Genomic DNA, 25,322 nt, shown 5'->3' on the forward strand with positions numbered 1-25,322 from the left:
ATATCTTGTTTTCCATATGAGTTCTCTCCCATTATGGCCCCCTCATGGCTGTGTCATAAGAATCTTAATCAGTTCTGCAAAGCTGACTATTTCCTGTACAGTTGTGTATTCTTCAGTTGTATGTATGTTATGCATGGGACCATATATATTAAGGCCATCCATCCCGTGTTTTATCAGTGAATTAATGTCACTTCCTCCAAAGGATTTCTTTGCTGCGGCTCTCTTTCCCTGTTTCTCTAAGGCTCTTTTATAACTGTCTAAAGCACTTCCAGACCTGGCATTGACGTCTATCTTGTAAACGGTGATTCTCTCTTTTTTATCTACCCAGAGCTCTGCACCCGCTCCTACCGCATCCTCTGAATAAATACTTTCTACATGATCCATTGTCCGATACGCATCTACATGTACGCCACTTCTTATCTCGCCTTTTATAATGCATCTTTCCGGTACAGCATACGGTCAGTTAATATTAAGTTGAACAATTATTACCTGATTGGATATGTTCATCTATATGAATCACTCGTATATTAAAGATCAGATATGATCCTCCACCCAGTCCATAATGATCTCCGAGCCGGTCGCATAGCCACCCATCTGGGTATGGCACTGCGCAGTGCTGTCATCATCAAACAGAATATAATCCTTGTTCCTTGCATTCGGTAGAGCGTCATAAAGTTCCTTAGCAGCTCCGAATGTCATCTCAGCCGTACCATCAAGGATTAAAACTTCACACTCCACCTTGTCCAGTATTTTTGTGTTATCATACTTTTTCAATTCATCTACGACTGATTCCTCCGGCACTCCATGCTTCCATGCATAATCTTCCAGCATAACACTCATGAACTTTGGGCGCATCTTTGACGGCATCTTTTGCAGCATTGCCAGTCTCTCTCCAATTCCTTTCCCCCAACTGATATTTCCGGGATCTGCAATGATCAACTTTATTCTTTTGTCAAACGCTGCTACTCTCGGCATCAGGAAACCACCAAATGAAAATCCCATACATGCTATGCGAGACATATCAACACAATCCATCGTTTCAGCATAATCAAGAACAGGTCCCATAACCTTTTCCCAGTCCGGGCGGAACTTCAAATTCTGAAATCGAAGGGCATACCCCTGTCCTGGTCCATCGTAGGTAAGACAGTGTATTCCACGTTTTAATGCAGCATCAAACATCCATCTGGTATCTACAGCCCAGGTATCCCTGCCTGGAGTAAGCACCAGAAGCGGAGCCTTATCCCTTTTTGCATAAGGAGATTGGTAGAAATGACCCGGAAGATAAGTCCCCTCATATGGGATCTCCACATATTTCCCTGGATACCCTGACAGCGCCAGCGATTTCTCATAACAGTCAAAGCTATGCCTTGTATATTCTTCCATCTTAGGAGAATGCACATCCTCCATATACATGGTTGCCATACGGTAATATGTTGACGCACGAAGATACGCAGTAGATGCGCTAATCTTCTTTTCATTTTTCTCAGAGTTCTGTGCCCTCGTTTTAAGTTTTGATGCAAGATCAGCCCACGTATTCTCCCAACTGTCGGTTTCCTTGTCATTCAAACGGCTTACAACCTCGAACGCTTCTCCGGCATCCGCCATGCCAAGATAGCAGAGACCCATCACATGCTTCATAATGGCATCCGTCATGATCCCGTCCGTAAACTTAAGCTCAGACCAATGATTGCCTGAGATTGACTGTATGCTCGGTCCTTTTGACATTGAACCGTTGTTTTTCTTTAAAATACTCATTGAGGTACCTCCTTATTCATTTGACTTGTCAACTGTGTTTTTGAATAAAAACCGGCAGTCGCATTCTGTGTCTGCCGGCCTTATTTCATTCCCACGCAAAATTATCTTTTCCTGCTCCAAGCTCAAAATGGTATTTCACAAGGCCAGTATCCACCCCGGTAAAGATTCCATTATCACAGGAAATGGAAACCTTGCTTTCTTTTCCGCTTATAGTAAATGCCTGCTTTGCCAACGCCGTAGGTGCCAGAAGTGCTGCATCCACACCATTCTTAAACCACTCGGGCACTTCTCCGTCATAAGTACTGACATCGGATGCCTTCTTAGACTTATGCGGCACCCCCTGTGTCTGACCATAACCTACAGCAATGATCCCCACCGGTTTTGCTCCCTCTGCCTTCTCCTGTGCTCCCTTCCTGTTAAAGGTTCCACCGACCCACCATGTATTCAGCCCCAGTGTCTGCGCATACAGCATAAGGTCTGCGCCGCAATAGCCACATAGTTCATCAGCACCTTCCGGACCCGCCATAATGAAAAAATTGTTCACGCCCTTGGCCAGGATCAGCTTAATCACGCCCGGAACCGCAGTATTATCATTTGTCATGAGCTTAATGGATAGTCCAAACTGCTCATTATTTTTTCTTACGCGGTCATTCAGTTTCGTCACGACATCCTCCGGGATAGCTTTATCCGTGTATTTACGCACCATATGCCGTTCTAACATTGCCTGTTTCATATCCATATAAAATCCCTCCATTTACTGATTGATTTCCTTTGCCCGCTGCGACATCTTCTTTAACTGAGCAGCAAAGACTTCTGCTTCCTTTTGCGTCATGTCCTGTGTAATAAAATCCACCCATTTCTTCTGAAGCTCACGGATCCGCGGCTCTGCGTTCTTCGCCTTATCAGTCAGATACACCCTTTTTGCCCGGTAATTTTCTTCATGCGCTTCCCTGCGGACAAGCCCTTTCTTCTCCATTCCCTGGATAGTTCTTGTCGTTGCCGCCTTATCTACGGTAATCACAGCTGCCATCTCCTCTTGGGTAAGTCCGTCTCTATTATACAGCTGTGAAAGGTACATCAGCTCCGATGCTGTAATCTCAACATCAGATAGTTCATGACCAAAGAACAAATTCAGCTGACGCATCAACACAGATATATATGTTCCTGCTTTTAACATTTTAATTCCTCCATCTCAGTTGACAAGTCAATTGTACTAAAATTGTATTGACTTGTCAACTGAAAATTCAAAAAAAGCCAGCTGACAGACAAAACTCCATCAGCCGCAATTATTACACTCTCTGGCAGAAATCCAAACTCAGCCAGCCAATCCCGCTTTTCAGTTTCCCCCAAAGAGAAGCCCACGCACCACTGGAAGTAGTCACAATGGTATAAATACCCAGAGGACAGAACTGAACCCTATCATAGTTGGTTCCCGGACCTTTCTTGATATTCAGATCACTGATCTTCACCTGTACCAGAAACGGCACCTTCACCGCAGGCTCCGCCGTTTTAGGCTCATACACCACCTTGCCGTCAGCATCGAACACCTTATATCCAGGATTCTGATCTGCACACTTCTTCGCATTGGCAAGAACCTTGTAAGTGCCCTTCTGACTCTTACTATCCGCCCATGTCTTCCTGACACGGTACCACTTGACCGTCTCGCCGCCAGAATCCTCCGCGTCATACGGCGTCAGCTTCCGCTTCTCGATATACATTGATGAATGACGGGGAAGCAAGCAGAGTTTTTGTGGGTGACGATGCAGAAATACTTAACACCCCTTCATGGGTTGATGTGCAGATTAAGCAGATTAAACTGAAAGTTAATCTATTCAGAAATACTTAAATTTTTACTTTGTAGCAACTGTTTATAATTATACCTATATCTACCATCCTGTTCAATATTATGTGCATAAAACAAGGGCGTTTTCACGCCCCTGCCTATTGCACTATCAGTTATTCATCTCTCAGGTCTTTGATTATTCCTATTAAGATTAGGGACTTGTTGCTCTTTTCTCTGATCAACTATCGCCTGGCTTTCTCTTAGCTTTTGCAAAATGCTTGTTTTAGCCTTTTCAGCTACCTCAGGCTTCTTGGTCTTATCCCACCATTCCTTGAATGTTCTGAAGGCTTTCGAGACTAGTTTTCCCAGTGTGGTCTTAGGATTTTCGAGTGTTGCGTATCTCATGAATTCCTTTTTCATTTCTGTATTTACCACTGAGTCCACATATTGGTTAACTGTGCTTTCAATGTCCTCCTTCATTTCTTTAGCCGTTCCGTCCAGAGCTTCAATCTGTGTCTCCTTCTCCTGGCACTTATCTTCCAGCTTTTCATATTCTTGCTGCTTTAGCCTTAAGTAGAATTCTTTTGAGAAGTCGCTATTCCTTCCTTTTTCCTTTGGCTTTAAGGTTTCATCTCCAAAGATCTCCGGGTGGTCTATCATCTGATGCTCTACAAAATCGTGCATTAGATCTTGTATTTTTTCTAGTCTCTCCTGATCAAACACTTTTGTTTTTGCCACCTGTTTGCTTAGTCCTCGTTTGTATCCTGTTGCTACCGGAACTCCTACTACGTGCATATGAGGTGAATCCTCATCCAAGTGTGTTACCGCCGATGCGATTTTGAATTCCGGAACTATCTCTTTTACATATTCAAGCTGATCTCTCAAGAGTGGCTTCATTGCATTCCACTGCTCTCTCGTCTTATCTGCCCAGAATTCCTTATCCCCTACTTGGAGAATTACCTCCGTAGCCACATCATTCTTTTTTTACTTTCGGATACATACTCCAGATAGTCAGGAATCTGTCTGTCACTTCTTTTACCTTTGTTGTATTCCGCAAGTGCCTCAGAGAATTCCCTTTCATAAATCTCTTTTACATCATCGAGAACATTTACTTCACTCCCGACTTCCACTTCGATCATTTCTTCGTTATACTCTTCGCTTTGAAATAATCGAAGATTGTGTTTGCTCACCGAAACCACATCTCGCGTTTTAGTGAGCGAATGCTTCTTACATGAAATGTGAAATGTCACTGTTATCATAAACAAACTCCTTTCGTAATATTTTTTGCCGCCGGCAGGCCCCTCGAGAGCCCCCGGATAATGATGTGTAATGTCATTATCCATAGAGGGTTACCCATAACGACACGTTATGGGAAGCTCGCTCCGCTCGCCTGCCAAGCCATTCATTCCTTGGCTGATTATTACCGGAGCGTGTCACGCTCCCGTTCAATCCATCAAGGGAAATCACCATCTAAAATCCCTGTGCATTCCCACCATATCGAGGTAGTCCTGACGAGCTTTTTCCTTCTCCTCTTCTGTGGGTGCTGTCTTGAACTTTGAATAGATTTCATGCCTCACTAGTTTTTCCATCTTGTCTTCAAGTTCTTTTTTGATCAGATCAGTATCTTCATCAAACTCAAAGACCAGTAATCGTACCAGCCTTATAAATAATTCCTGTGATATCTGTACGTTTTTCATTCGTCCCTTTCTTCTAGTCCGCAACAATGCAGTGTCTTTATCTTTTTACAACCTTGCAATCTTAAGAGTGTAACTTCAGATACCTTACATTGTTGCGGTCTTGATTATCATTCGTTCTCTTTCAATATCCAGTACCAGGTATTGTTGATTCTCCTGGCTTTTATCCCAAGTTCATTTTTGGCTATCTCCAGAGTTCTTTTTGATATATCCTCTTCTTTAGCCAGTTCTACTGCCTCGTTACTTGGGATCATATTATGGTCTTCAGCCAATTCTCTCAGAAGAGCTATCGCCTTTTCCTGCTTATTCGCTTTCGGTGCAATTCCTCCGAGAACTTCGTCTGCGGTTATTTCATAATCTCCAATCCACTCGAATCCCTTTTCTGATAATCTGAAGGCCTTTGAATGTCCAAATGCTGCTAAGTTGTTCTTTATTTGGACTATTGCCCTTAGTTCCGGTTCTCCTTCTATCCTTCCTACCAGCAGGACACTTCTTGCTACTGCGTAGAAGTCAATTGATCCCATCCCTCTATAGGCTGCCTTGTTTCCGGAAGCCTTGTTCATGTGTCCGATTAGGATGATTGCACATTTGTACTTCTCCGCCAGAGCTCCCAGCTTCTTAGTCATATCTCTTGCTTCGTTAGCTCTATTCATATCCATTCCGCCTCCGAGATATGCCTGTAGTGGATCCAGAATCAAGAGTTTTGCTCCAGTCCTTATGATTGCCTGTTCAACTCTCTCATCTACCATTGATAGCGATTTATCACTCTCATCTATCACATGGATTTTGGAGCAGTCAGCCCCGGCACCTTCAAGTCTTGGCTTTACTGTATCAGCCAGTCCGTCTTCTGCTGTCTGATATATGATGTTTATTGGTTCCTCACTCTGCAGACCTGTATCTAACGAAATTCCTTTTGATAACTTCGCTGCTGCATTTAGTACAAAAGTTGTTTTTCCATCTCCGGGATCTCCCTGAATGATGGTAAGCTTTCCATATGGTATAAACGGATACCATAGCCAGGAAACTTCTTCAGCTTCTACATCTGACATCTGGATAAGCTTTAATTCTGGTTTGCTTGTTTCCATTTTGATTCCTCCAATCTTACTTTTTTGTTGAACTTGGCCGGAACCCTTGCTATACTTTATTTAATCGAATTTACAAAAGCTCCGGCTTTTCATTCACTCTCTTGTTACCAGCAAGAGAGTTTTTTCATTTTAGACTGCTTCTGGACTAAAGTATCCAATCTCTTCCCATACCTTTCTGTCTGGACAATAGTAGTTGTATTCACTAGAATTCTCTTTCTTCATGGCATATCCAAATTTGAATATCCCCTGCTGGATTCCAATTCTTACGAACTGTGCATCCTTGTGCATTGCCTCGGCAACCTCAGTTATAGGAACATTTCTACCGGTAAATCTTGGTAGTTCTACATATAACTTTTTGTCTTCCATACTTTTCACCTCCCTTCTTTCAAAATACGAATTATCAGTTCGTATTTTGATAATACGTCTTAGTAATTCATTTGTCAACACAAAATATGTATTTATAATTCGTATTACGTTCTTGCAATTCGTATTACTACATGTTACAATTCACACAAGGAGGTCAGTATGATGAATAATAGATCTGATATTGGAAATAGAATTAAAGAAGCCAGAAAAGCTCAGCACCTCAGTCAGACTGAACTGGCTAACAGACTAGGTAAAACTATGCGTACCGTACAGAAATATGAAAGCGGTGAAATAGAGCCTTCAATAGGTGTACTGAATGAGATCGCAAGTATTCTTAACATCTCTCCGGCAGAACTTATTGGATATCAGAAGAAGAACATCACTTTAGATACACTCTCAGATGTCCTCTATGTTCTAAACGAATTAAATAAAAAGCAGGTCTTCACTTTAATATAGACGTAAATCGCCCGCCAAAAACTGAAGAGTGGAGCTGTAGCCTTAAATTCATAGGAAACGATGAAGCAGCAGAAAACAACGCAGATCTCTGCCTTTTTCTGGAAAGATACGCAGATGAACGAGAAAGCCTTGAACAAGGCCTATCAAATGAAGATAGATTTAATCACTGGTTTGAAACAGAACTTGCATACTACGCAAATGTAGCATTGCCCGATAAGAAAGGTGATTAAGGGACTATCCCCTTTTTCATAAATTACCTGAGCATCAAAGGAGGTCGATATTATTTGAAATTACCAAACGGATATGGAAGTGTTATGAAAATGTCCGGGAAACGCAGAAAGCCCTATATGGTAAGAGTAACCACCGGATGGACCATTGATCCGGAAAAAGGTACCAAAAAGCAGACGTACAATGTCATAGGATATGCTGAAACCAAGCAGGAAGGCTTGCAAATGCTATCAGATTATCATCAGAATCCATTTGATACAAAAGCAGCCAAAATGACATTCTCAGACGTATATAACGCCTGGTCTGAAGCAAAATATCCTACAATCTCTAAATCCAATGTGCATGGGTATACAGCCTCATATAACGTATGTGGCACCCTTTACAACAAAACTTTTAGAGATATAAGGCTGGCAGAGCTTCAGAATGTCATTGATACCTGCGGAAAGAATTATCCTACACTCCGTAAGATCAAAGTCCTTTTCAATCAGCTTTACGATTATGCCCTTAAGAACGATATCTGTAACAAGGACTATTCCGAATTTGTAGATATCCTCAAGTATAAGGACAAAAATCCAAATAAGGTTGAGAGAGATATCTTTTCAAAAGCTGAGATTGACAGGCTATGGGAACTCAAGGATGATCCGTTCTACCAGACAGTACTGATGCTGATTTACAACGGCTGTAGAATATCTGAACTACTGGATTTGGAAAAGAAAAATGTTCATCTTGAAGAACAGTATTTCGATGTGATACTAAGTAAGACTGAAAATGGTATCAGAAAGGTTCCTATAGCAGATAAGGTTCTACCATTCTACAAAGCCTGGTATGAATCCTCTGACTGTGAATACCTTCTTCACACAGATGACAACAAAAAATTCACCTACAGGAACTATAAAGACAGCTACTGGACACCACTAATAGAAAACCTTGGTATGGAGCACAATCCTCATGATACTAGGCATACCTGCATATCAATGCTGGCGGAAGCTCATGTGGATCCTACAATGATCAAGAAAATCGTAGGACACTCCGGAGCAATGTCTCTGACAGAGAAAGTGTACACACACCTTGATATCCAGTCTCTGGTAGAAGCAATTAACAAAATCTAAGGCTTGAGAATTTTGCTGTCTACCTGCTGTTTACTCGCTGTTTACGGTACAAAATTTTCTGCGTTTCACCACAACTGAATACAATTATAGATAAAAGAAAAACCCCAGAAACACTGAGTTTCTGAGGTTTGAAATTTCTTTTGTATTCTCTCGAATAATAAATAATTATCTCAGTGAGAACGTTGTGGACCTGCATGCAGCCTACCATTTTCATATCTGATTTTCTAAAGACCATAAGGACATTGCCCCAGGCGCCGTGCTCATCTGCTTCTCTGCTTGGATTCGCCCAGCCTATACAATGATCGACATACTCCTTCATATCAGACATTCTTTTCATAGAAAAGCATCCATCAAAGCTTGAATCCGCATCAAGCATCTCCTGCCTGTAAGCAGCAATCTCATCTGCAAAATCCATAGAAGGCTCTAAAAATAAAAGCTCATCTTCGTCTTCATCAGCCTGACCTGCCACATATTCAAGTGAGAACTTTTCACAGATAACTCTGGACTCTTCTGTAAATTCTATTCCGTATTCCTCTGCCTCTTCTTCAAAAAACTCTTTATGAACTTCTCTCCAGTATTCTAGAGATCTGTCACCCTCTCCTTCAGAATATGCATGATATGGAGGCACTTCATTAAACTTTCTAATGTATACATCATAATCTCTTATAACGCACATTGCTTCATCTTTGCTGTTTAATAAAACGCTGTATTCACCAGCTTCCGGAATCTCGTCAAGCTCTCCTTCAGCTTCATATGCATCGTAGAGACTTGCTGTTCCAAACTTCTTACCTTCAAGTACAAGCTGTAAGAGCTTATCGCCTTCCTCATCTTCACCAAACCCCCATGCTTCATAGGGGGTATTTATATTTATTCCTTTTTTAGTACAAAATTCTTCCCATAACTGTTCTGCTGTCATATATGTCTCCTGGATTGTCCAATATATGAGAAATGCTAATATAATAATCAGCTAAATATATAGAGGACAATCATACCTCTTTCTTGTGTAGTTTCATTAGTTTTAGTCATTGTAAATTTCATAATTATCCTCCTTTCTGCTCACCGTGAGCTTAAACCTATATTTATAGCAACAAATTCATTGTACATATATAAGAACACATGTCAACCACTATCTCCGCACACGCAAAGTGGCTCAATGCCATAGCAGTCCTGAGGCTGGCAGCTGATAAATGATTTTGGGGTCTCTGAAAATTATATTAAATTCAAGAGCGTGATAGATGGATATTTATATTCTTCTCAGGGTCCGCATGCCACCGCGAAGCGAGTTTCGGACCCTAGAATATAAATATCCAGATATCATGCCTTGAATTTTATATAATTTTCACGACCCCAAAATCATTTATCAGCTGCCAGCCTCAGGACTACTATGGCATTGAGCCACGTCCCCTCACATTACTACAACTGATTAATAGTACCAGGTTCAATAAACTTTTTCTCAGGGACGACATTCCATCTTTTACAGCTATCTAAGTATTCCTGATAAAAGCTTCTTGCATATCCCGAAGGATCATTTTTAGTAACACGCAGTACACATCCTGTATCTTTGCGATTCTCAAGAGCTTTTTCTATACACTCATCCCAAGTCATTGAATCAGTTCTTTGTGTTACTGAAGCTCCCATGAACTGAACATCTTTGAAGTTTCCGCCACCAGCCAGTATAATTGCATCCTCATATGCTCTTATGTTTATAGGTGAAACGGGTTCATCGACACATATTAGCACCGATTTTTTTATAAAAAGATGTTTTTTGCATACATATTTATGGTACATCCACGAAAAAAGCTGCTCCGTACAAACATAATCAATTATCTCTCCACGCATTATTGGCGCAACAAGCTTAAGATCAGGATTCGTACCATCAAAACTTAGACATTCATTTCCCAATGCCACAAGCTTTTCAGCTTTTGAATTGTATATAACCAGCCCTTTCTCCTCATGAGTTTCACCTGTCTTGGGATTTAATATTCTGATATCTGCACATTCATCCAGTGCCTTTTTTATACTATTGCTATACACGTTTGACTCCTAAATATCTTTTAAAAACAACTTTGAAAATGAGGACATTAAAAAATTATTGTTCAACTTCGGGCTTGAAATCCAATTCGAAAACCATTTCAAATACTTCCGGGGCCCAGTCTCCCTTAAGCTCACCATTATCAAAAGTCAAAGTCACACCGTCGCCACAGAAATCTTTAAGAGTGATCTTATCTCCACTGGTCTTGATATCTCCTGACTCGTCAATATTAAAAGGGTAAAGATAAGAGCGTTGCATAATATCATTGACATAGGCATTTTCTGATTGATAACCGCCAACCTTCCAGTAGCCTGAATTTTCTTTAGTAAATTCTCTGAGGATTTCTTCAGCTTCTTTTTTATCAACAATAATAGTATATTCACCATCAGAAATCTCAAGCTCATAAGGAACAATAACAGAGCCTTTATAATCATACTTATAGTTTTTGTTACCGTAATGCGCTTCATTCATGACGTCAATCCAAAGTTCTGTAAGATCAACATCTGCGGTGTATTTCCCATCATAATTTCTGCCACAACCAATCAGTGAAAGAGCCATGGTTGCTGTAATTAAGAGTGCTGTGATTTTTTTCTTCATTTTTCCTCCAAATAAAACTTAATTCCTCAATCATTGATACGTTTTTTATACTATCAACAGCTGTGCCTGTTACTCTAAACAAGTCATCTGATTTGATTAATCATAGGTATTGGCAGCTTCTATCATAGCTGCTTTTCGCCAGTAGATAAGCATACCACAAGAATCATTAGTTCCCATACCATTTTTAAATATCTGTGGAAAGCCATTTGCTAAGTTTTTGGCTTCTTAGGCATTATACCAATCATCAGTTTTTAAAACTTCAATATCTGACGGAAAGACATTTTAATACGACGAAATGCATTTTCCAGAAAAAAACTACAACTCAATGATAAAAACCATTAAGTTGTAGCCCATTGATTTAGTATTTATTTGTATTAGTATTCTTGCCAATATTTAGATTCTGGCAACACCAGTTTCTCTGGCTGCTTTAGCTGTTGCAGTTGCAACGGCTTCTTTTACCCTAGGATCGAATGCCTTTGGAAGGATGTAGTCTGCGCAGAGTTCTTCGTCGGATACGAGGGATGCGATAGCTTTAGCTGCTGCGATCTTCATCTCGTCGTTGATCTCAGATGCTCTAACATCGAGGGCTCCGCGGAAGATTCCAGGGAAGCAGAGTACATTGTTGATCTGGTTAGGATAGTCGCTTCTTCCTGTTGATACTACTGCTGCGCCTGCTGCCTTGGCTTCGTCAGGGAAGATTTCAGGAGTAGGGTTAGCGCATGCAAAGATGATAGGATCTTTAGCCATAGAGCGAACCATGTCCTGAGTAAGTGTTCCGGGAGCAGATACTCCGATGAATACATCTGCGCCCTTTATTACATCTGCAAGTGTTCCCTTTTCCTTATCGAAGTTAGTGATCTTGGCCATCTCTTCTTTGATAGGGTTAAGGCCTTCTCTGCCTTCATATATAGCGCCCTTACGGTCTGTCATGATGACATGCTTAAGTCCCATAGCCATAAGGAGCCTTATGATAGCGATTCCTGCTGCGCCTGCACCGCTTGTTACGATCTTGATATCTTCAATGTTCTTGCCAACAACTTTAAGGGCATTCATAAGTCCTGCAAGTGTGATAACTGCTGTGCCGTGCTGATCATCATGGAAGATCGGGATGTCACTTACTTTTTTGAGCTTCTCTTCGATCTCGAAACATCTTGGAGCTGAGATATCCTCAAGGTTGATACCGCCAAATGAACCAAGAAGGAGGGATATAGTCTTAACGATCTCGTCAACATCCTTACTTCTTACGCAAAGCGGAAATGCATCAACATCGCCAAATGCTTTAAAGAGTGCACATTTACCTTCCATAACAGGCATACCTGCTTCTGGTCCGATGTCACCAAGTCCAAGAACTGCTGTTCCGTCAGTTACAACTGCAACTGTATTCCAGCGTCTTGTAAGCTCGTAGCTCTTATTTATATCCTTCTGAATCTCAAGACAAGGCTGTGCAACACCCGGAGTGTATGCAAGGCTCAGGGCTTCTGATGAATCAACAGGAGCACGGAGCGCAACCTCAATCTTTCCCTTCCATTCGTAGTGCTTATCAAGTGATACCTTTGCGTAATCCATTTTAGATCCTTTCTAGAATAACTATTATCTTTTGTCTGGCCAATACTATTGGCTGACAAGTTATCATTTGTCTTTTAGTTATCTCTTTTTAAGATTGTGTCATGTTGATATTTATATTTTGGCTTCATTTTAACCTCATGTAATGAGCATAGCGAGTGACTAATGGTTCAAATTAGTGGAGCTCGCAACGTCAATTTAGGTTTGAAAACGGAATATTTTCATTTTTGATCAAACAGTCAAAAAACAAGCCTAAACAATAATAACACAAAATCCGCAACAAGTGCGGATTTTTATCATTAACAACAGTAAACGACTTTAGAAAATGTTTTATGCCTGTTATCCAATGCTGACATACAGGGCATTTGATAACTTACAAAGTGCATTCTCTTAAGTCGTTTACTATACCTACTTGCAAAAAAGGTCACATATTCTCAAGTGTCTCTTTGATTGCAAGAATGAAATCTTCTGTATTCAGTTTCTGTGTATTCTCAAGAGTTGTCATAAGCTGAAGATCACCTGTCATCTTGCCGCTTTCGATAGTAGACAGAGTAGCCTTCTCAAGCTTGTCTGCAAACTCCATAAGCTCTTTATTACCATCAAGCTCTCCGCGCTTTCTAAGAGCGCCTGTCCATGCGAATATAGTAGCAACAGGGTTAGTAGATGTCTCCTCGCCCTTAAGATGCTTGTAATAGTGTCTTTGAACTGTTCCGTGTGCAGCTTCGTATTCATATACTCCGCTTGGAGATACCAGAACAGAAGTCATCATAGCAAGTGAACCAAAAGCTGATGATACCATATCACTCATAACATCACCATCGTAGTTCTTACATGCCCAGATGAATCCGCCCTTAGACTTCATTACTCTAGCTACAGCATCATCGATAAGTGTGTAGAAATATGTTATGCCTGCTTTATCAAATTTATCTTTATAATCTTTTTCGTAAACCTGATCAAAGATAGCTCTAAAGTCTGCATCATAGGTCTTACTGATAGTATCCTTGGTTGCAAACCATACATCCATCTTAGTATCAAGTGCGTACTGGAAGCAGCTATGTGCAAAGCTTTCTATGGACTTGTCCTTGTTATGTATTCCCTGGATGATTCCGGGACCGTCAAATTCCTGGATTGTCTCACGGATTTCTTTGCCATCAGCGCCTGTAAATACAAGCTCAGCTTTACCAGGTCCCGGAACCTTGATCTCTACGTTCTTGTATACATCGCCGTAAGCATGACGGGCAAGTGTTATAGGCTTTTCCCAAGTACGAACATTAGGATCGATGCCCTTGACCATGATAGGTGTACGGAATACTGTACCATCCAGGATCGCACGGATAGTACCGTTAGGGGACTTGTACATTTTCTTAAGATCATATTCCTTAACTCTGTCAGCGTTAGGTGTGATAGTTGCACACTTAACTGCTACGCCGTATTTAGCTGTAGCATTGGCAGAATCGATTGTTACCTGATCGTCAGTCTCGTCTCTGTGCTTAAGACCAAGATCATAATACTCTGTTTTAAGATCAATATAAGGTGTAAGAAGGTGCTCCTTGATAAGTGCCCAGATTATCCTGGTCATCTCATCTCCGTCCATCTCAACAATTGGTGTAGTCATCTGGATTTTAGCCATTAAATCTTCTCCTGTCATGAATAAAAAACAATAGTTACATTTAAATTTAGTTCTTTTTTCAAAAATGATCAGAACTTTTCTAATATCATTAATTGTTTAGTCTTAATATGCATTACTTCTTTTCAGAATCTTCTCTATCATCACTATAAAGATCATACAATCCGTATTTGACCATATTGGAATACGCATTGATCATATGCTGGTTAGCAAGCTGCTCGGCAAGATCTGCATTCTTGTCCTTGATAGCAAGCATGATCTGTTCATGTTCCTTGTTGGATACAGGCCCTCTGTTGGTAGACAGGGTCTTCTGCCTGATCCTAAGTACATACTGATGGAAATCCTTAAGCGTATGCTCTAACATCTTGGAATGACATGATTCATACAAAATTGTATGGAATCGGTTATCAAGCTCCGCAAGCTGATCCATATGTCCCTTGGCTGCATGGAATTCTGAAAGGTATACTACCTCTTCCATCTCTTCCATCTGCTCCTTGGAGATATTCTCGCAGGCCCATCTTGCGCACAGACCCTCAAGTTTAGAGCGGATCATGTATATATCTTTTACATCATTTGCATGTATTCCGGTAACATATGCTCCTCTATTGGGGATGATCTTAATAAGACCTTCCAGTTCAAGCTGTCTGAATGCTTCACGAACAGGAGTTCTTGAAACTCCAAGTTCCTTGCCTATAGCTACTTCTTTTAACTCTTCATTGTCCTTGTACTTACCGCTTAGAATATCTTCGCGAATCTTGTGGAACACTCTGCCCCGTAAGGAGTACTTATCCATCTCTTCGGGATTCAATTCTTTATTTGCCATATTCAACCTCATTATACCGAGTGATTGGCTTCACTCTTATACTTCATTTAAGACATTTTCCATGCCCAGCTCTTTTTGAACATTCCCGATTTCAGTAACAAGTTCTTCGTCAGTTAATACAGTAACTCTTCCATCTGCATACTGCTTGTCTACCCACTCTTTGATCTTTATAACAAGTGGAGACTTTTTATCCATAGCATTATCATCCTTGAGATGATAATGAATGTTGATCCAGTGTGCTATGCCCGCAAGGCCGGAAGTATTGCTTACAGCACTTATCGGAGGTCTTCTGAGGAACTTCTCTGTATCGAAGATATTGTAGATTTCTTCGTTCTTAAGAAGACCGTCAGCATGGATACCTGCCCTTGTAACATTGAAATTCTTGCCTACAAAAGGAGTCTGTGGCGGAATATGGAATCCGATCTCTTTCTCATAATACTCTGCAAGGTCAGTTATCACCTGAGTATTCATGCCGTTAAGGCTGCCCTTAAGCTGGGCATATTCAAATACCATAGCTTCAAGAGGTGTATTACCTGTACGCTCTCCAATTCCAAACAAAGAGCAGTTAACACCGCTGCAACCATAGATCCAGGCAGTAGTTGAGTTGGTAACAGCCTTGTAGAAGTCGTTGTGACCATGCCACTCCATAAGCTCTGATGGAACGCCACCATTAGTATTAAGTGCATATATGATACCCTGTACACTTCTTGGAATAACAGCACCTGAGAAATTGACGCCATATCCCATTGTATCACATGCGCGGACTTTTATCGGTATATTATATTCTTCTTTTAACTTCATAAGCTCGATACAGAAAGGAACCACGAATCCGTAGATATCTGCACGGGTTATGTCTTCAAGATGGCACCTGGGGCTTATACCCTCATCAAGGCAGGAGCGGATGACAGAAAGGTAATGCTCCATAGCCTGTCTTCTGGTCATCTTGAGCTTTAAGAAAATATGATAATCTGAACATGATACCAGAATGCCTGTCTCTTTTAGACCTATCTCTTTGACCAGCTTAAAGTCTTCCTGACTTGCACGGATCCAGCTTGTAACCTCAGGGAACTTGTAGCCCTTCTCAAGACATTTATAAACCGCATCCCTGTCTTTCTTACTATACAAAAAGAATTCTGACGCCCTTATCATTCCATTAGGTCCGCCGAGCTCATGTAGCATATCATAGATTCTTACTATCTGCTCTGTAGTATACGGCGCACGTGACTGCTGACCATCACGAAAAGTTGTATCTGTGATCCATATATCCCTTGGCATATTGTGGGGAACGATACGATCATTGAATGGAATCTTAGGAATTTCCTCATAAGGGAACATGTTTCTGAAAACGTTCGGCTTCTGGACATCGTCTAAGATATACATGTGCTCTTCAATCTGAAGAAGATTGTTCTTAGAATTCATCGATACCGGACGATTCTGGAATGCGTTATTATCCTGCCTCATTGCAGCTGCCTCCCTGATAGTAATAATGAAAATAAACGTAGATTTTTAAGTGGAATTTTATTTGTGCATAATTGTATACAATCATACGATTTGTGTCAAGGCAGTAAATTTCACGTCTTTGGATCATTACAAAATTAATTATGTATTCCATATGTTTTGTTCCGATATATAATTTAGAGTAAACGATCAAAAAAGGATACTGTGTATGTCTAATAACGCAAATAAGAGCTATTCTGAATTTTTGTCTTACATATTTATTATTACAGGTGCACTGATGGCAAGCTTCTCTGTTGCCTGTATACTTCTGCCCAATGACGCACTCGACTACGGAACTGCCGGCCTTGGCATCATCGCAAGTAAGCTGACCGGTTTAAACTTGTCTGCATGCGTATTTGCTGCTTTTCTCCCATTTATAATCGCTGGCTTTTTTGCGCTTGGAACACATTTTACTATCAAGGCTCTTATAGGATCTGCCGTTTATACCATAGGCCTTGAAATTTTTGAGAATATCCCCTTCACCCTTGATACTGAGCATTTTATAGCAGTAGCTTTTGGCGGTGCTATTCTGGGCGGAGGATTATCTATGATCCTGAGATTTGGAGGCTGCATAGACGGCTCTGAGATCCTTGCCAACATTGTAGTAGACAAGGTATCTGAGAAGACAGGCAAGAATATCAGTATGACCTCTATACTGGTATCCTTCAACATCATGGTATACGCCCTTGCTTTTTTCCTTCTAAACCAAAACAGCGCCCTTCTAGGTCTCCTTGTATATATAGTTGCTTCCTCCATAATCGATCACTTCACAGATCACTTCGAGTCAATTAAGCGAGTCACCATCATTACCAAAAATCCTGACGCCATGATCGATAAGATAAGAAATGATATGAAGAAGACCTGCACTGTAATGAACTCCTACGGAGCCATAGCAGGCAAGAACAAGACTGTCATCTGCTACGTGACTTATTTTGAGCTGAGAAAACTAAGAGATATAATAGATTCATTTGAAGAAAAAGCCTTTATAACAGTATCTACAATAGATGAGATCCATATCAAGAGTTAGGATAGCAAGATACTTATCAAATAGTTTTAATGATTAACTTCCCACTTGGACGGACCGGCATCCCCCAAGTGGGAAGTTTGAGTGAATAATAAAACAGAAGGTTTGATGCCCCCCAGCGCCAAACCTTCTGTTTTTTGTTTTTTGCAGTCAGCACCCCCAGTGCTTATCTGCAACTTAGATAACCTTTTTACCTTCTCTAAAAAAGTTAATCATCTGACTCGCTATCTGCTGCAACCTTAGCTGCTCTAGCCTCAACCTCTTTGGCCTGAACATCTGAAGGGCACTGCTCGTAGCGGGCAAATTCATATTCGAAATCTCCTGCACCACCAGTAATAGAACGAAGCTGTGTGCAGTATCCGTACAATTCCATCTGAGGAACATCGGCTGATATAACCTGCTTGCCACCGCCTATAGGATCCATACCTGTTACGCGGCCGCGGCGCTTGTTGAGATCGCCCATAACATCACCTGTGAAGTTATCCGGAACTGTAACCTTCAAAGTTACGATAGGCTCAAGGAGAACAGGTGTTGCCTTCATGAATGCGTCCTTGAATGCCTGTCTTGCTGCAACCTTGAATGCCATTTCTGAAGAATCTACAGGATGATAAGATCCGTCATAAAGTGTAGCCTTAACGCCTACAACAGGATATGCTGCAAGAGGACCTCTTTGAACAGACTCTGCAAGACCCTTTTCAACTGCAGGGAAGTAGTTCTTAGGAACTGCACCGCCGACAACTTCTTCTGCAAACTCATAAGACTTAGTCACATCTCCAAGAGGCTCAAAGCGCATCTTAACGTGACCATACTGGCCATGTCCGCCTGTCTGCTTCTTATATTTGGATTCAACATCAGCATTCTTACGGATAGTCTCGCGGAATGCAACCTTCGGCTTTGTAAGGTCTATCGCAACCTTATACTCATTGAGGAGTTTAGACGCGATTACATCTATATGCATATCACCCATACCATAGATAAGTGACTGATGATTCTCAGCATCATTGACTACTCTCATGGTAGGATCTTCTGCCTGGAGCTTAGCAAGAGACTGTGCGATCTTATCAATATCACTCTTGTTCTGAGCATGATATCTCTGACAGGTATATGGTGTGGAGATATTCATCTTAGCATACTGTACAGGTGTAGCCTTGGTAGCAAGAGAATCGCCTGTGCTGATATCGAGCTTCTGAAGAGCACACAGATCACCTGCATGAACCTCAGATATCTCAGCAGTCTTGTTACCTCTAAGGAGGTAGAGTTTGCCGATCTTGACTTCTTCATCCTTATTAGGATCATACAGCACATCATCTGTCTTAAGAACACCTGAACGAACCTTGATAAGTGAATACTTACCAATAAATGGATCGATGATGGTCTTAAATACAAATGCTGTCTTAGGCTTTGAGAAATCGAAGTTAGCTTCGAATATCTCATTAGTCTTAGTATTGATACCGCTCATCTTACGGTTCTCAGGACTTGGCATGTACTTAACGATATCATCAAGAAGTGTATATACACCTTCACAATATATAGATGAGCCCTGCTCTACAGGTACTATGCTACCATCACATACATTGGTTCTAAGCGCTGATCTGATCTCATTCTCAGAGAATGTCTCTCCGTTAAAATAACGTTCCATGAGATCTTCACTTGTTTCTGCAACTGCTTCCATAAGAGTATCTCTATAGGAAGCAAGGTATTCTTTACTATAATCCGGAACATCCATAGGAGTTGCTTCTTTATTTTCCCAACGGAAAGCCTTCTCCTGAATTACATTAACGTATCCTATAAGCTTCTCATCTTCACGAATAGGAAGATTGAAAGGCGCTATCTTCTTACCGAATTTATCTACTAAATCCTGGACGACCTGACGATATGAAACTTCATCGATATCCATATCTGAAACATAGATCATACGAGGAATATTGTATTCTTCGCACAGATCCCATGCCTTCTGAGTTCCAACTTCTATGCCGCTCTTACCTGATACAACGATGATAGCTGCATCGGCTACGCTTATAGCTTCCTCAACTTCTCCAACGAAATCGAAGAAACCGGGAGTATCAAGAATATTGATCTTACAGCCATCCCATTCGATCGGGATAGTAGATGTACTGATGGAAATCTTACGCTTTTGTTCTTCTTTGTCATAATCGCTGACGGTATTGCCATCATCGATAGAACCAAGTCTTGATGTAACGCCGGCAAGATAACACATAGCTTCCGCCAGAGTTGACTTACCACAGCTTCCATGTCCAAGCAACACAACGTTACGAATCTTGTCAGTGGTGTAAACGTTCATATCCTGTCCTCCAGTATGTAATTATTTTGGGTAAAATGCAGATAAAACTAGATTCTCCTCCCACATGTCCCATGTATATATTTTACAAACTTTTGCCTTGTATGGCAAGAAAAATGTGCATTTGCAATAAAACGTTTTTTCAAATACTAGTGTTTTCTTATATATAATTATGATAAAATCTTAAATAAGTGAATAATAGTCAAATTACATCAATATACTTTTAATATTTTTAATAATAAAAATATGACTTACTCAATATCGTACATAATTGTTATTGACCGATATTTACTGCAATAGTCATCACAGAAATATCTATTTTACAGTTGTCTTTCGCAGTTTAAAGTGTTATAGTATTAAAAATGTCATTTAATAAAAATCTTTGAATAATATCTGGACTTAATATGGAAAACTTAACTTGTGGATTTATAGGACTTGGCCTTATCGGCGGATCTATGGCCAAGGCTCTCAAAAACGGCAACAAAAATCTTACTATAATAGCTTATGATGTAAACCTTGAAACCCTGGAGATGTCCCGCGCAGACGGCATCACAGACGAGATATGCACTGAAATAGATGAACGTTTTCTAAAATGTGACTATGTCTTTTTGTGTGCACCTGTAAAGGTCAATATAGCCAATATTGATAAGATATGTAAATACTTAAAAGAAGATGCTATCCTGACTGACATAGGATCTGTAAAGACGAAGATCCATGAACGCATCCATGAACTTTCCCTTGATGATAAGTTCATAGGCGGTCATCCTATGGCAGGAACAGAGCGAATAGGGTATATCAATTCTAAACCTATAATACTTGAAAATGCTTATTATATCCTTACCAAGACTCCAAAAACTTCTGATAAGAAGCTGAACGCATTCTACGATCTTGTCAAGAGTATGGGTGCCATTCCTCTTGTAATGGATCACAAGCAACATGACTATATCGTAGCTGCCATATCACATGTTCCTCATGTGATCTCAGCTTCACTTGTGAATCTTGTCAGGAATTCCGATTCTGAGAACGGCCTTATGAAGCTAACTGCAGCAGGCGGTTTTAAGGATATAACAAGGATCTCCTCTTCATCTCCTGTCATGTGGCAACAGATATGTCTTACCAATACTGAGAATATTTCAAGCCTTTTGGGAAAATATATAGATTCTCTTCAGGATATCAAAGATAAGATCGACAAGGGTGATGGAGACAGCATTATAAGTTTTTTCAAAGATGCAAGAGAATACCGCGAATCCTTCATCGACTCTTCAGGCGGACCTATCAAAAAGGTATATACCATTCATATTGATATTGCCGATCAGCCCGGCGTCCTTGCCACAGTTGCTACGCTCCTTGCTGTTCACAATATCAACATCAAGAATATTGGCATTATTCATAACCGCGAGTACCAAAGCGGAAGTCTGCAGATAGAGTTTGGAGATGAGCACGATCAGCTCGAATCTATCGCACTTCTTAAGTCACATGGCTATATCGTTAACTGATAATTGTACTATCTCGTTTATATTCATCCAATATAACAGATATACAAAGTTATAGATATACAAGCTTACAGCTAAAGCCATCTTGATTATGATAAGTTCAGACCAAACATACCTATATACTTATAGGTGTATATCATGACTATTAAATCAATGCAATAAATATAATCTCACAATAAGGCAGGTTACTATGATCAAATTAACAAGTGCACCAAAACCACTCAAAGGTGAGGTATACGTCCCCGGAGATAAGTCCATCTCCCATCGCAGCATTATGTTCGCTGCTCTTGCAGAAGGCACCTCACAGATTACAGGCTTCCTTGAAGGTGCCGACTGTCTGTCAACAATTGATTGTTTCAGGAAGATGGGAGTACTCATCGAGCGCTCCGACAGGCCGCTTAACGGCGTTCCTACTATCACCGTACATGGACAGGGACTTCATGGACTAAAAGAGCCTACAACTACTCTATATACCGGTAACAGCGGTACAACCACAAGACTCATGTCAGGAATCCTTGCTGCCCAGAAATTCGACACCGATATCACCGGTGACGAATCTATTGAAAAAAGACCCATGGGCAGGATCATAAGACCTCTGTCAGACATGGGTGCAAGCGTCACAAGCGTTAAAGATAACGGATGCTGCCCTCTTCACATAGAAGGCGGTCATAACCTTCGCGGAATCGTATACCATAATCAGGTAGCTTCTGCTCAGGTCAAGTCCTGTATTCTCCTTGCCGGACTCTATGCTCAGGGAGATACTGTAGTCCACGAGCCTGCTCTATCCAGAAACCATACCGAGATCATGTTAAGGTACTTTGGCGTAGATGTTCACAATGACGCTACACGCTACGGCCCATCCGCAGCCGTACTTCATCCTGGAATGCCACTGTATGGAAGAAAGATCAATGTCCCCGGAGACATAAGCTCAGCTGCATACTTTATAGCAGCCGCTCTCCTCGTACCGGGATCAGAAGTCCTTATACATAACGTTGGCATAAACGGAACACGTGCAGGATTCCTTGCTGCTCTCAAGCAGATGGGGGCTGATATTACACTTCTTAATGAAAATAATGACATGGAGCCAAGAGCTGATATCCTTGTAAGATACTCAGAACTAAAAAGCCCCAACAATGATACCTTTGAACTTGGCGGCAAGATGATACCTACTATGATCGATGAGATCCCGATGTTTGCAGTCCTTGCAGCAGTAGCTAATTGCAAGACTATTATAAAAGATGCTGCTGAGCTCAAAGTCAAGGAAAGTAACAGAATCGATGCTATAGTTGATAATCTTAAAGCTATGGGCGCAGATATCACTGCTACAGAAGATGGTATGATCATAAATGGCGGCAAACCTCTTCACGGCGCTGTCATTGATTCTCACAAGGATCACAGAATCGCCATGAGCTTTGCTATAGCATCACTTGTAGCAAATGGCGAGACCAAGATCAAGGATGAGAAGTGCGTAGATATCTCCTATCCTACTTTCTTCAGAGACTTTAACAATCTTAAGAACAATTAACTGATGTAAAGGTTCAAATAGATGAAGCTTGCGACATCAATTCCGGTATGAAAACGGTATATTTTCATACCTCCAACTTTGAATCAAGAAAAGTGGTACAACTAAGATAAACATCCTAGCTGCACCACTTTTTATTTATAACAAAATAAACATGTTCATACAGTATAAGCCTAAGAAGCGATAATGCTTGGCTTAAATCTCTCTAAAATACTTACTCTTCGTCATCATCATCGTCATGAGGTACCAGCTCTTCTACTGTCTCATAGACTGCTATACGCTGCCTGTCAGAATCAGGCATTCCTATGAAGATGCATCCATAATTATAGGTATCATCTTCTCTTTTTTCAGAACGAACTATCTGCAGGAATACATTGATAACCTCTTTGGTCCATATTGTAAGCTCTGCCTGATAGTTATCGCCTATCATAAGCTGTTTTGCGCAATTAAAACCCAATCCATGTCTTGAACAATTCTGAATATCAATAGCTACTTCAGATTCCGGACCATCACCACTAAGCGCCTTGAGCATAAGCTTTCCTGTCATTGATAATCTCTTACTCTTACGTCTCTCATTCATAATGTAATCTCCCGTATTTATTGATAATCGTGTTCTAAACCCAACTTCATGTCACGTGCAAAGAAAGTGGCATTTGGTTCAAATTGTTGGAGCTCGCAGCACCATTTTGGATATGAAAATTGAATATTCTCATGCTTTGGCACACTCTAAGAAAACAGATCAGCTCCTATTTTTAATATATCGCAAATACGCATCAATGGCAAGTAATATACGTTATTGCGTATTGCTTACCATCATATAAACTCTATTTCCTTAAAACAGATCTCCTTATCAGCATCAAAGCATACTTCAATGCTGCACTTTGTCTCACTCACTTTTCCCGGAAGCTCTATAACATATGACTTCCAATCAGTCTCGCCATCTGCAGATGATCCGCCAGATACAAAAGAATCTTTAGCTGATAATCTAATATCTTTACTACTTTGGGATACAATATTCCCATCTTTTAAGATCATAACAGATACCTTACACTCGCTCTCTCCTTTAAGCGAAAGGCTTATCGCCTTTAAATCCTCAATATCAAAATATTTAAAAGTTACCTTTGTATGATTTTTTTATTCTTTTAATATAGTGCTCTTTGGTATCAGGATCTTCATAGATATGAGGTTCTGACAGCATTCTATCGCTTTTTTCATGAAGACTGTCATTAGGAATATCAGGACTTGCAAGACCGCAGCAATAAGCACTATTTAGAACTCCCTTAGCCTTTATCGTTCCCGATAATCCGCCCGATGTAACCTGAGCCTGCATAAAATCGCCATTTTCATCTATAATAAGCTTCTGTGCACATCCTTGTCTGCAACATTCTATTCCATGAGTCTGCCTGTGATAGAAGATATAATAATCTCCATTTATCATGACAAGTCCTCCATGGTTATTGCCATAAGGCATAACAGGTTCTGTATTACCTTCATATCCAAGATCACAGTTACTTATAAGAACTCCCTTGTACTTATAACCTTCAAGCGGCTTATCCGATACAGCATAGCACAACTCATGCTTTTGCTCACTCGAGTATACCATTACATACTTGTCATTTATTTTTCTGGGGCTTGATGCTTCATAGAAACTATGCCCTTCAAAACCGGTACCTTCAGAAACATTACCTCCCGGTATGATCGGGAATGGTCCACTTATGATCGTCTTCATATCAGACGCAAGTTCATATCCGATACTTGTAGGAGCAAAGGGAGATTTAAGTCCCCTGTATTTCTCCGGAACAGGTCCTGGCATACAGAAGCCTACATATAAGTACACATGCCCATCATCCACCAAGACTCCGGGATCGAACATCTTATAATCATCATATGCTGTTCCATCACTTCTTTGCACTTCACCATAGTAGGTAAAAGGGCCTGCAGGGCTTTCACTTTTTGCGATACGGCATACTTTCTGCCTGTTGGTATTAAAGTACAGATAGTATGCTCCGTCAATTCCTTTTACGCAGTCAGGTGCAGCCATTGCATCACCTTCAGTAAGATCCGGGCAGTCCTGTCTTCTAAAAGCTACCGAATCGAGTCTGAAATCAGACAGATCATCTAAAGGAGCAGAATATACCATATAATCTCCTGCACAGTATCCTTTTTCTCCTCCTGCAAGATCATGCGATCCGTATACATATAGTCTTCCTTCAAATACCCTGGGTTCTGCATCAGGGATATATTCATCAAGTGGTAAATATGGATTCATTTTTTATTTTTACCTCATGTCATAAATTATTATTTAACTCCCACTTGGACGGGCCGGCATCCCCAAAGTCTTTGCAGGGGCAGGCAGTATATAAATCATT

General features: G+C 40.7%; 26 protein-coding genes. 5 read left to right on the forward strand and 21 right to left on the reverse strand.

Features of this window, described 5'->3' with window-relative positions; all coding sequences use genetic code 11:
- Window positions 1-42 precede the first annotated feature (42 nt).
- From I7804_RS13655 to I7804_RS13700, 10 genes are all read right to left on the reverse strand, one after another.
- A complete protein-coding gene (locus I7804_RS13655) occupies window positions 43-384 on the reverse strand; it encodes a hypothetical protein (RefSeq protein ID WP_248403879.1) in 342 nt (113 codons plus the stop codon).
- Between the two features lie 150 nt (window positions 385-534).
- Window positions 535-1,755 (reverse strand): alpha/beta hydrolase family protein, encoded by a 1,221-nt coding sequence (locus I7804_RS13660; RefSeq protein ID WP_248403880.1) that lies wholly within the window; start codon window positions 1,753-1,755, stop codon window positions 535-537.
- A gap of 85 nt (window positions 1,756-1,840) precedes the next feature.
- Window positions 1,841-2,509 (reverse strand): nitroreductase family protein, encoded by a 669-nt coding sequence (locus tag I7804_RS13665; protein ID WP_331477814.1) that lies wholly within the window; start codon window positions 2,507-2,509, stop codon window positions 1,841-1,843.
- Window positions 2,510-2,932: a MarR family winged helix-turn-helix transcriptional regulator gene (locus I7804_RS13670; RefSeq protein ID WP_034491627.1), complete on the reverse strand. Its 423-nt coding sequence runs from the start codon at window positions 2,930-2,932 to the stop codon at window positions 2,510-2,512.
- 112 nt (window positions 2,933-3,044) lie between these two features.
- Window positions 3,045-3,473, reverse strand: a complete 429-nt coding sequence (locus I7804_RS13675) for a hypothetical protein (protein ID WP_103952124.1) — start codon at window positions 3,471-3,473, stop codon at window positions 3,045-3,047.
- 242 nt (window positions 3,474-3,715) lie between these two features.
- Complete coding sequence (locus I7804_RS13680) at window positions 3,716-4,510, reverse strand: plasmid recombination protein (RefSeq protein WP_248403882.1); 795 nt, start codon at window positions 4,508-4,510, stop codon at window positions 3,716-3,718.
- Window positions 4,495-4,728 (reverse strand): hypothetical protein, encoded by a 234-nt coding sequence (locus I7804_RS13685; RefSeq protein WP_248403883.1) that lies wholly within the window; start codon window positions 4,726-4,728, stop codon window positions 4,495-4,497. Before I7804_RS13685 ends, I7804_RS13680 begins: the two co-directional genes overlap by 16 nt.
- A 273-nt stretch (window positions 4,729-5,001) precedes the next feature.
- Window positions 5,002-5,235, reverse strand: coding sequence for a hypothetical protein (locus I7804_RS13690; protein WP_015550817.1), 234 nt, complete (start codon window positions 5,233-5,235; stop codon window positions 5,002-5,004).
- A gap of 107 nt (window positions 5,236-5,342) precedes the next feature.
- Window positions 5,343-6,317, reverse strand: coding sequence for an AAA family ATPase (locus tag I7804_RS13695; RefSeq protein ID WP_015550818.1), 975 nt, complete (start codon window positions 6,315-6,317; stop codon window positions 5,343-5,345).
- A 129-nt stretch (window positions 6,318-6,446) separates the two neighbouring features.
- The gene (locus I7804_RS13700; RefSeq protein ID WP_013280038.1) at window positions 6,447-6,683 is read right to left on the reverse strand and encodes a hypothetical protein; all 237 of its coding nucleotides are present in this window, start codon (window positions 6,681-6,683) and stop codon (window positions 6,447-6,449) included.
- 159 nt (window positions 6,684-6,842) lie between these two features.
- On the opposite strand from I7804_RS13700, the gene I7804_RS13705 reads away from it, so the two are divergent.
- Window positions 6,843-7,139 (forward strand): helix-turn-helix domain-containing protein, encoded by a 297-nt coding sequence (locus tag I7804_RS13705; protein WP_248403884.1) that lies wholly within the window; start codon window positions 6,843-6,845, stop codon window positions 7,137-7,139.
- Between the two features lie 284 nt (window positions 7,140-7,423).
- On the forward strand, window positions 7,424-8,476 hold the full coding sequence (locus I7804_RS13710) for a tyrosine-type recombinase/integrase (protein ID WP_248403885.1): 1,053 nt from the start codon (window positions 7,424-7,426) through the stop codon (window positions 8,474-8,476).
- Between the two features lie 19 nt (window positions 8,477-8,495).
- Here I7804_RS13710 and I7804_RS13715 read toward each other — a convergent pair whose 3' ends face one another.
- From I7804_RS13715 to I7804_RS13745, 7 genes are all read right to left on the reverse strand, one after another.
- Window positions 8,496-9,392 (reverse strand): ASCH domain-containing protein, encoded by an 897-nt coding sequence (locus I7804_RS13715; RefSeq protein ID WP_248403886.1) that lies wholly within the window; start codon window positions 9,390-9,392, stop codon window positions 8,496-8,498.
- 497 nt (window positions 9,393-9,889) lie between these two features.
- Window positions 9,890-10,510: a rod shape-determining protein gene (locus tag I7804_RS13720; protein WP_248403887.1), complete on the reverse strand. Its 621-nt coding sequence runs from the start codon at window positions 10,508-10,510 to the stop codon at window positions 9,890-9,892.
- 55 nt (window positions 10,511-10,565) lie between these two features.
- Window positions 10,566-11,105 (reverse strand): hypothetical protein, encoded by a 540-nt coding sequence (locus tag I7804_RS13725; RefSeq protein WP_248403888.1) that lies wholly within the window; start codon window positions 11,103-11,105, stop codon window positions 10,566-10,568.
- Window positions 11,106-11,498: 393 nt separating this feature from the next.
- Window positions 11,499-12,671: an NAD(P)-dependent malic enzyme gene (locus I7804_RS13730; RefSeq protein WP_248403889.1), complete on the reverse strand. Its 1,173-nt coding sequence runs from the start codon at window positions 12,669-12,671 to the stop codon at window positions 11,499-11,501.
- A 421-nt stretch (window positions 12,672-13,092) separates the two neighbouring features.
- Window positions 13,093-14,298: an NADP-dependent isocitrate dehydrogenase gene (locus tag I7804_RS13735; protein WP_248403890.1), complete on the reverse strand. Its 1,206-nt coding sequence runs from the start codon at window positions 14,296-14,298 to the stop codon at window positions 13,093-13,095.
- Between the two features lie 112 nt (window positions 14,299-14,410).
- A complete protein-coding gene (locus tag I7804_RS13740) occupies window positions 14,411-15,118 on the reverse strand; it encodes a GntR family transcriptional regulator (protein WP_248403891.1) in 708 nt (235 codons plus the stop codon).
- Window positions 15,119-15,154: 36 nt separating this feature from the next.
- Window positions 15,155-16,579 carry a 2-isopropylmalate synthase gene (locus I7804_RS13745; protein WP_248403892.1) on the reverse strand — a complete coding sequence of 475 codons (1,425 nt, stop codon included), beginning with the start codon at window positions 16,577-16,579 and terminating at the stop codon, window positions 15,155-15,157.
- 205 nt (window positions 16,580-16,784) lie between these two features.
- Here I7804_RS13745 and I7804_RS13750 point away from each other — a divergent pair, with 205 nt between their 5' ends.
- Entirely contained in the window at window positions 16,785-17,642 is an 858-nt protein-coding gene (locus tag I7804_RS13750) for a YitT family protein (RefSeq protein WP_248403893.1), read from the forward strand.
- 205 nt (window positions 17,643-17,847) lie between these two features.
- Here I7804_RS13750 and fusA read toward each other — a convergent pair whose 3' ends face one another.
- Window positions 17,848-19,941 carry an elongation factor G gene (gene fusA / locus I7804_RS13755; protein WP_248403894.1) on the reverse strand — a complete coding sequence of 698 codons (2,094 nt, stop codon included), beginning with the start codon at window positions 19,939-19,941 and terminating at the stop codon, window positions 17,848-17,850.
- 401 nt (window positions 19,942-20,342) lie between these two features.
- Between fusA and I7804_RS13760 the strand changes: the two genes are divergently transcribed.
- Both I7804_RS13760 and aroA read left to right on the forward strand, forming a co-directional pair.
- A complete protein-coding gene (locus I7804_RS13760; protein WP_022752986.1) occupies window positions 20,343-21,434 on the forward strand; it encodes a prephenate dehydrogenase/arogenate dehydrogenase family protein in 1,092 nt (363 codons plus the stop codon).
- Between the two features lie 187 nt (window positions 21,435-21,621).
- Window positions 21,622-22,956: a 3-phosphoshikimate 1-carboxyvinyltransferase gene (aroA, locus tag I7804_RS13765; protein ID WP_248403895.1), complete on the forward strand. Its 1,335-nt coding sequence runs from the start codon at window positions 21,622-21,624 to the stop codon at window positions 22,954-22,956.
- 211 nt (window positions 22,957-23,167) lie between these two features.
- On the opposite strand, the gene I7804_RS13770 is transcribed toward aroA, so the two are convergent.
- From I7804_RS13770 to I7804_RS13780, 3 genes are all read right to left on the reverse strand, one after another.
- Window positions 23,168-23,533, reverse strand: coding sequence for a PilZ domain-containing protein (locus I7804_RS13770; protein ID WP_022752988.1), 366 nt, complete (start codon window positions 23,531-23,533; stop codon window positions 23,168-23,170).
- Window positions 23,534-23,766: 233 nt separating this feature from the next.
- Entirely contained in the window at window positions 23,767-23,988 is a 222-nt protein-coding gene (locus I7804_RS13775; protein ID WP_248403896.1) for a hypothetical protein, read from the reverse strand.
- A gap of 73 nt (window positions 23,989-24,061) precedes the next feature.
- On the reverse strand, window positions 24,062-25,222 hold the full coding sequence (locus tag I7804_RS13780) for a family 43 glycosylhydrolase (RefSeq protein WP_248403897.1): 1,161 nt from the start codon (window positions 25,220-25,222) through the stop codon (window positions 24,062-24,064).
- Window positions 25,223-25,322: the final 100 nt, after the last annotated feature.

This window comes from Butyrivibrio fibrisolvens (assembly GCF_023206215.1).
GTDB lineage: Bacteria > Bacillota > Clostridia > Lachnospirales > Lachnospiraceae > Butyrivibrio > Butyrivibrio fibrisolvens_C.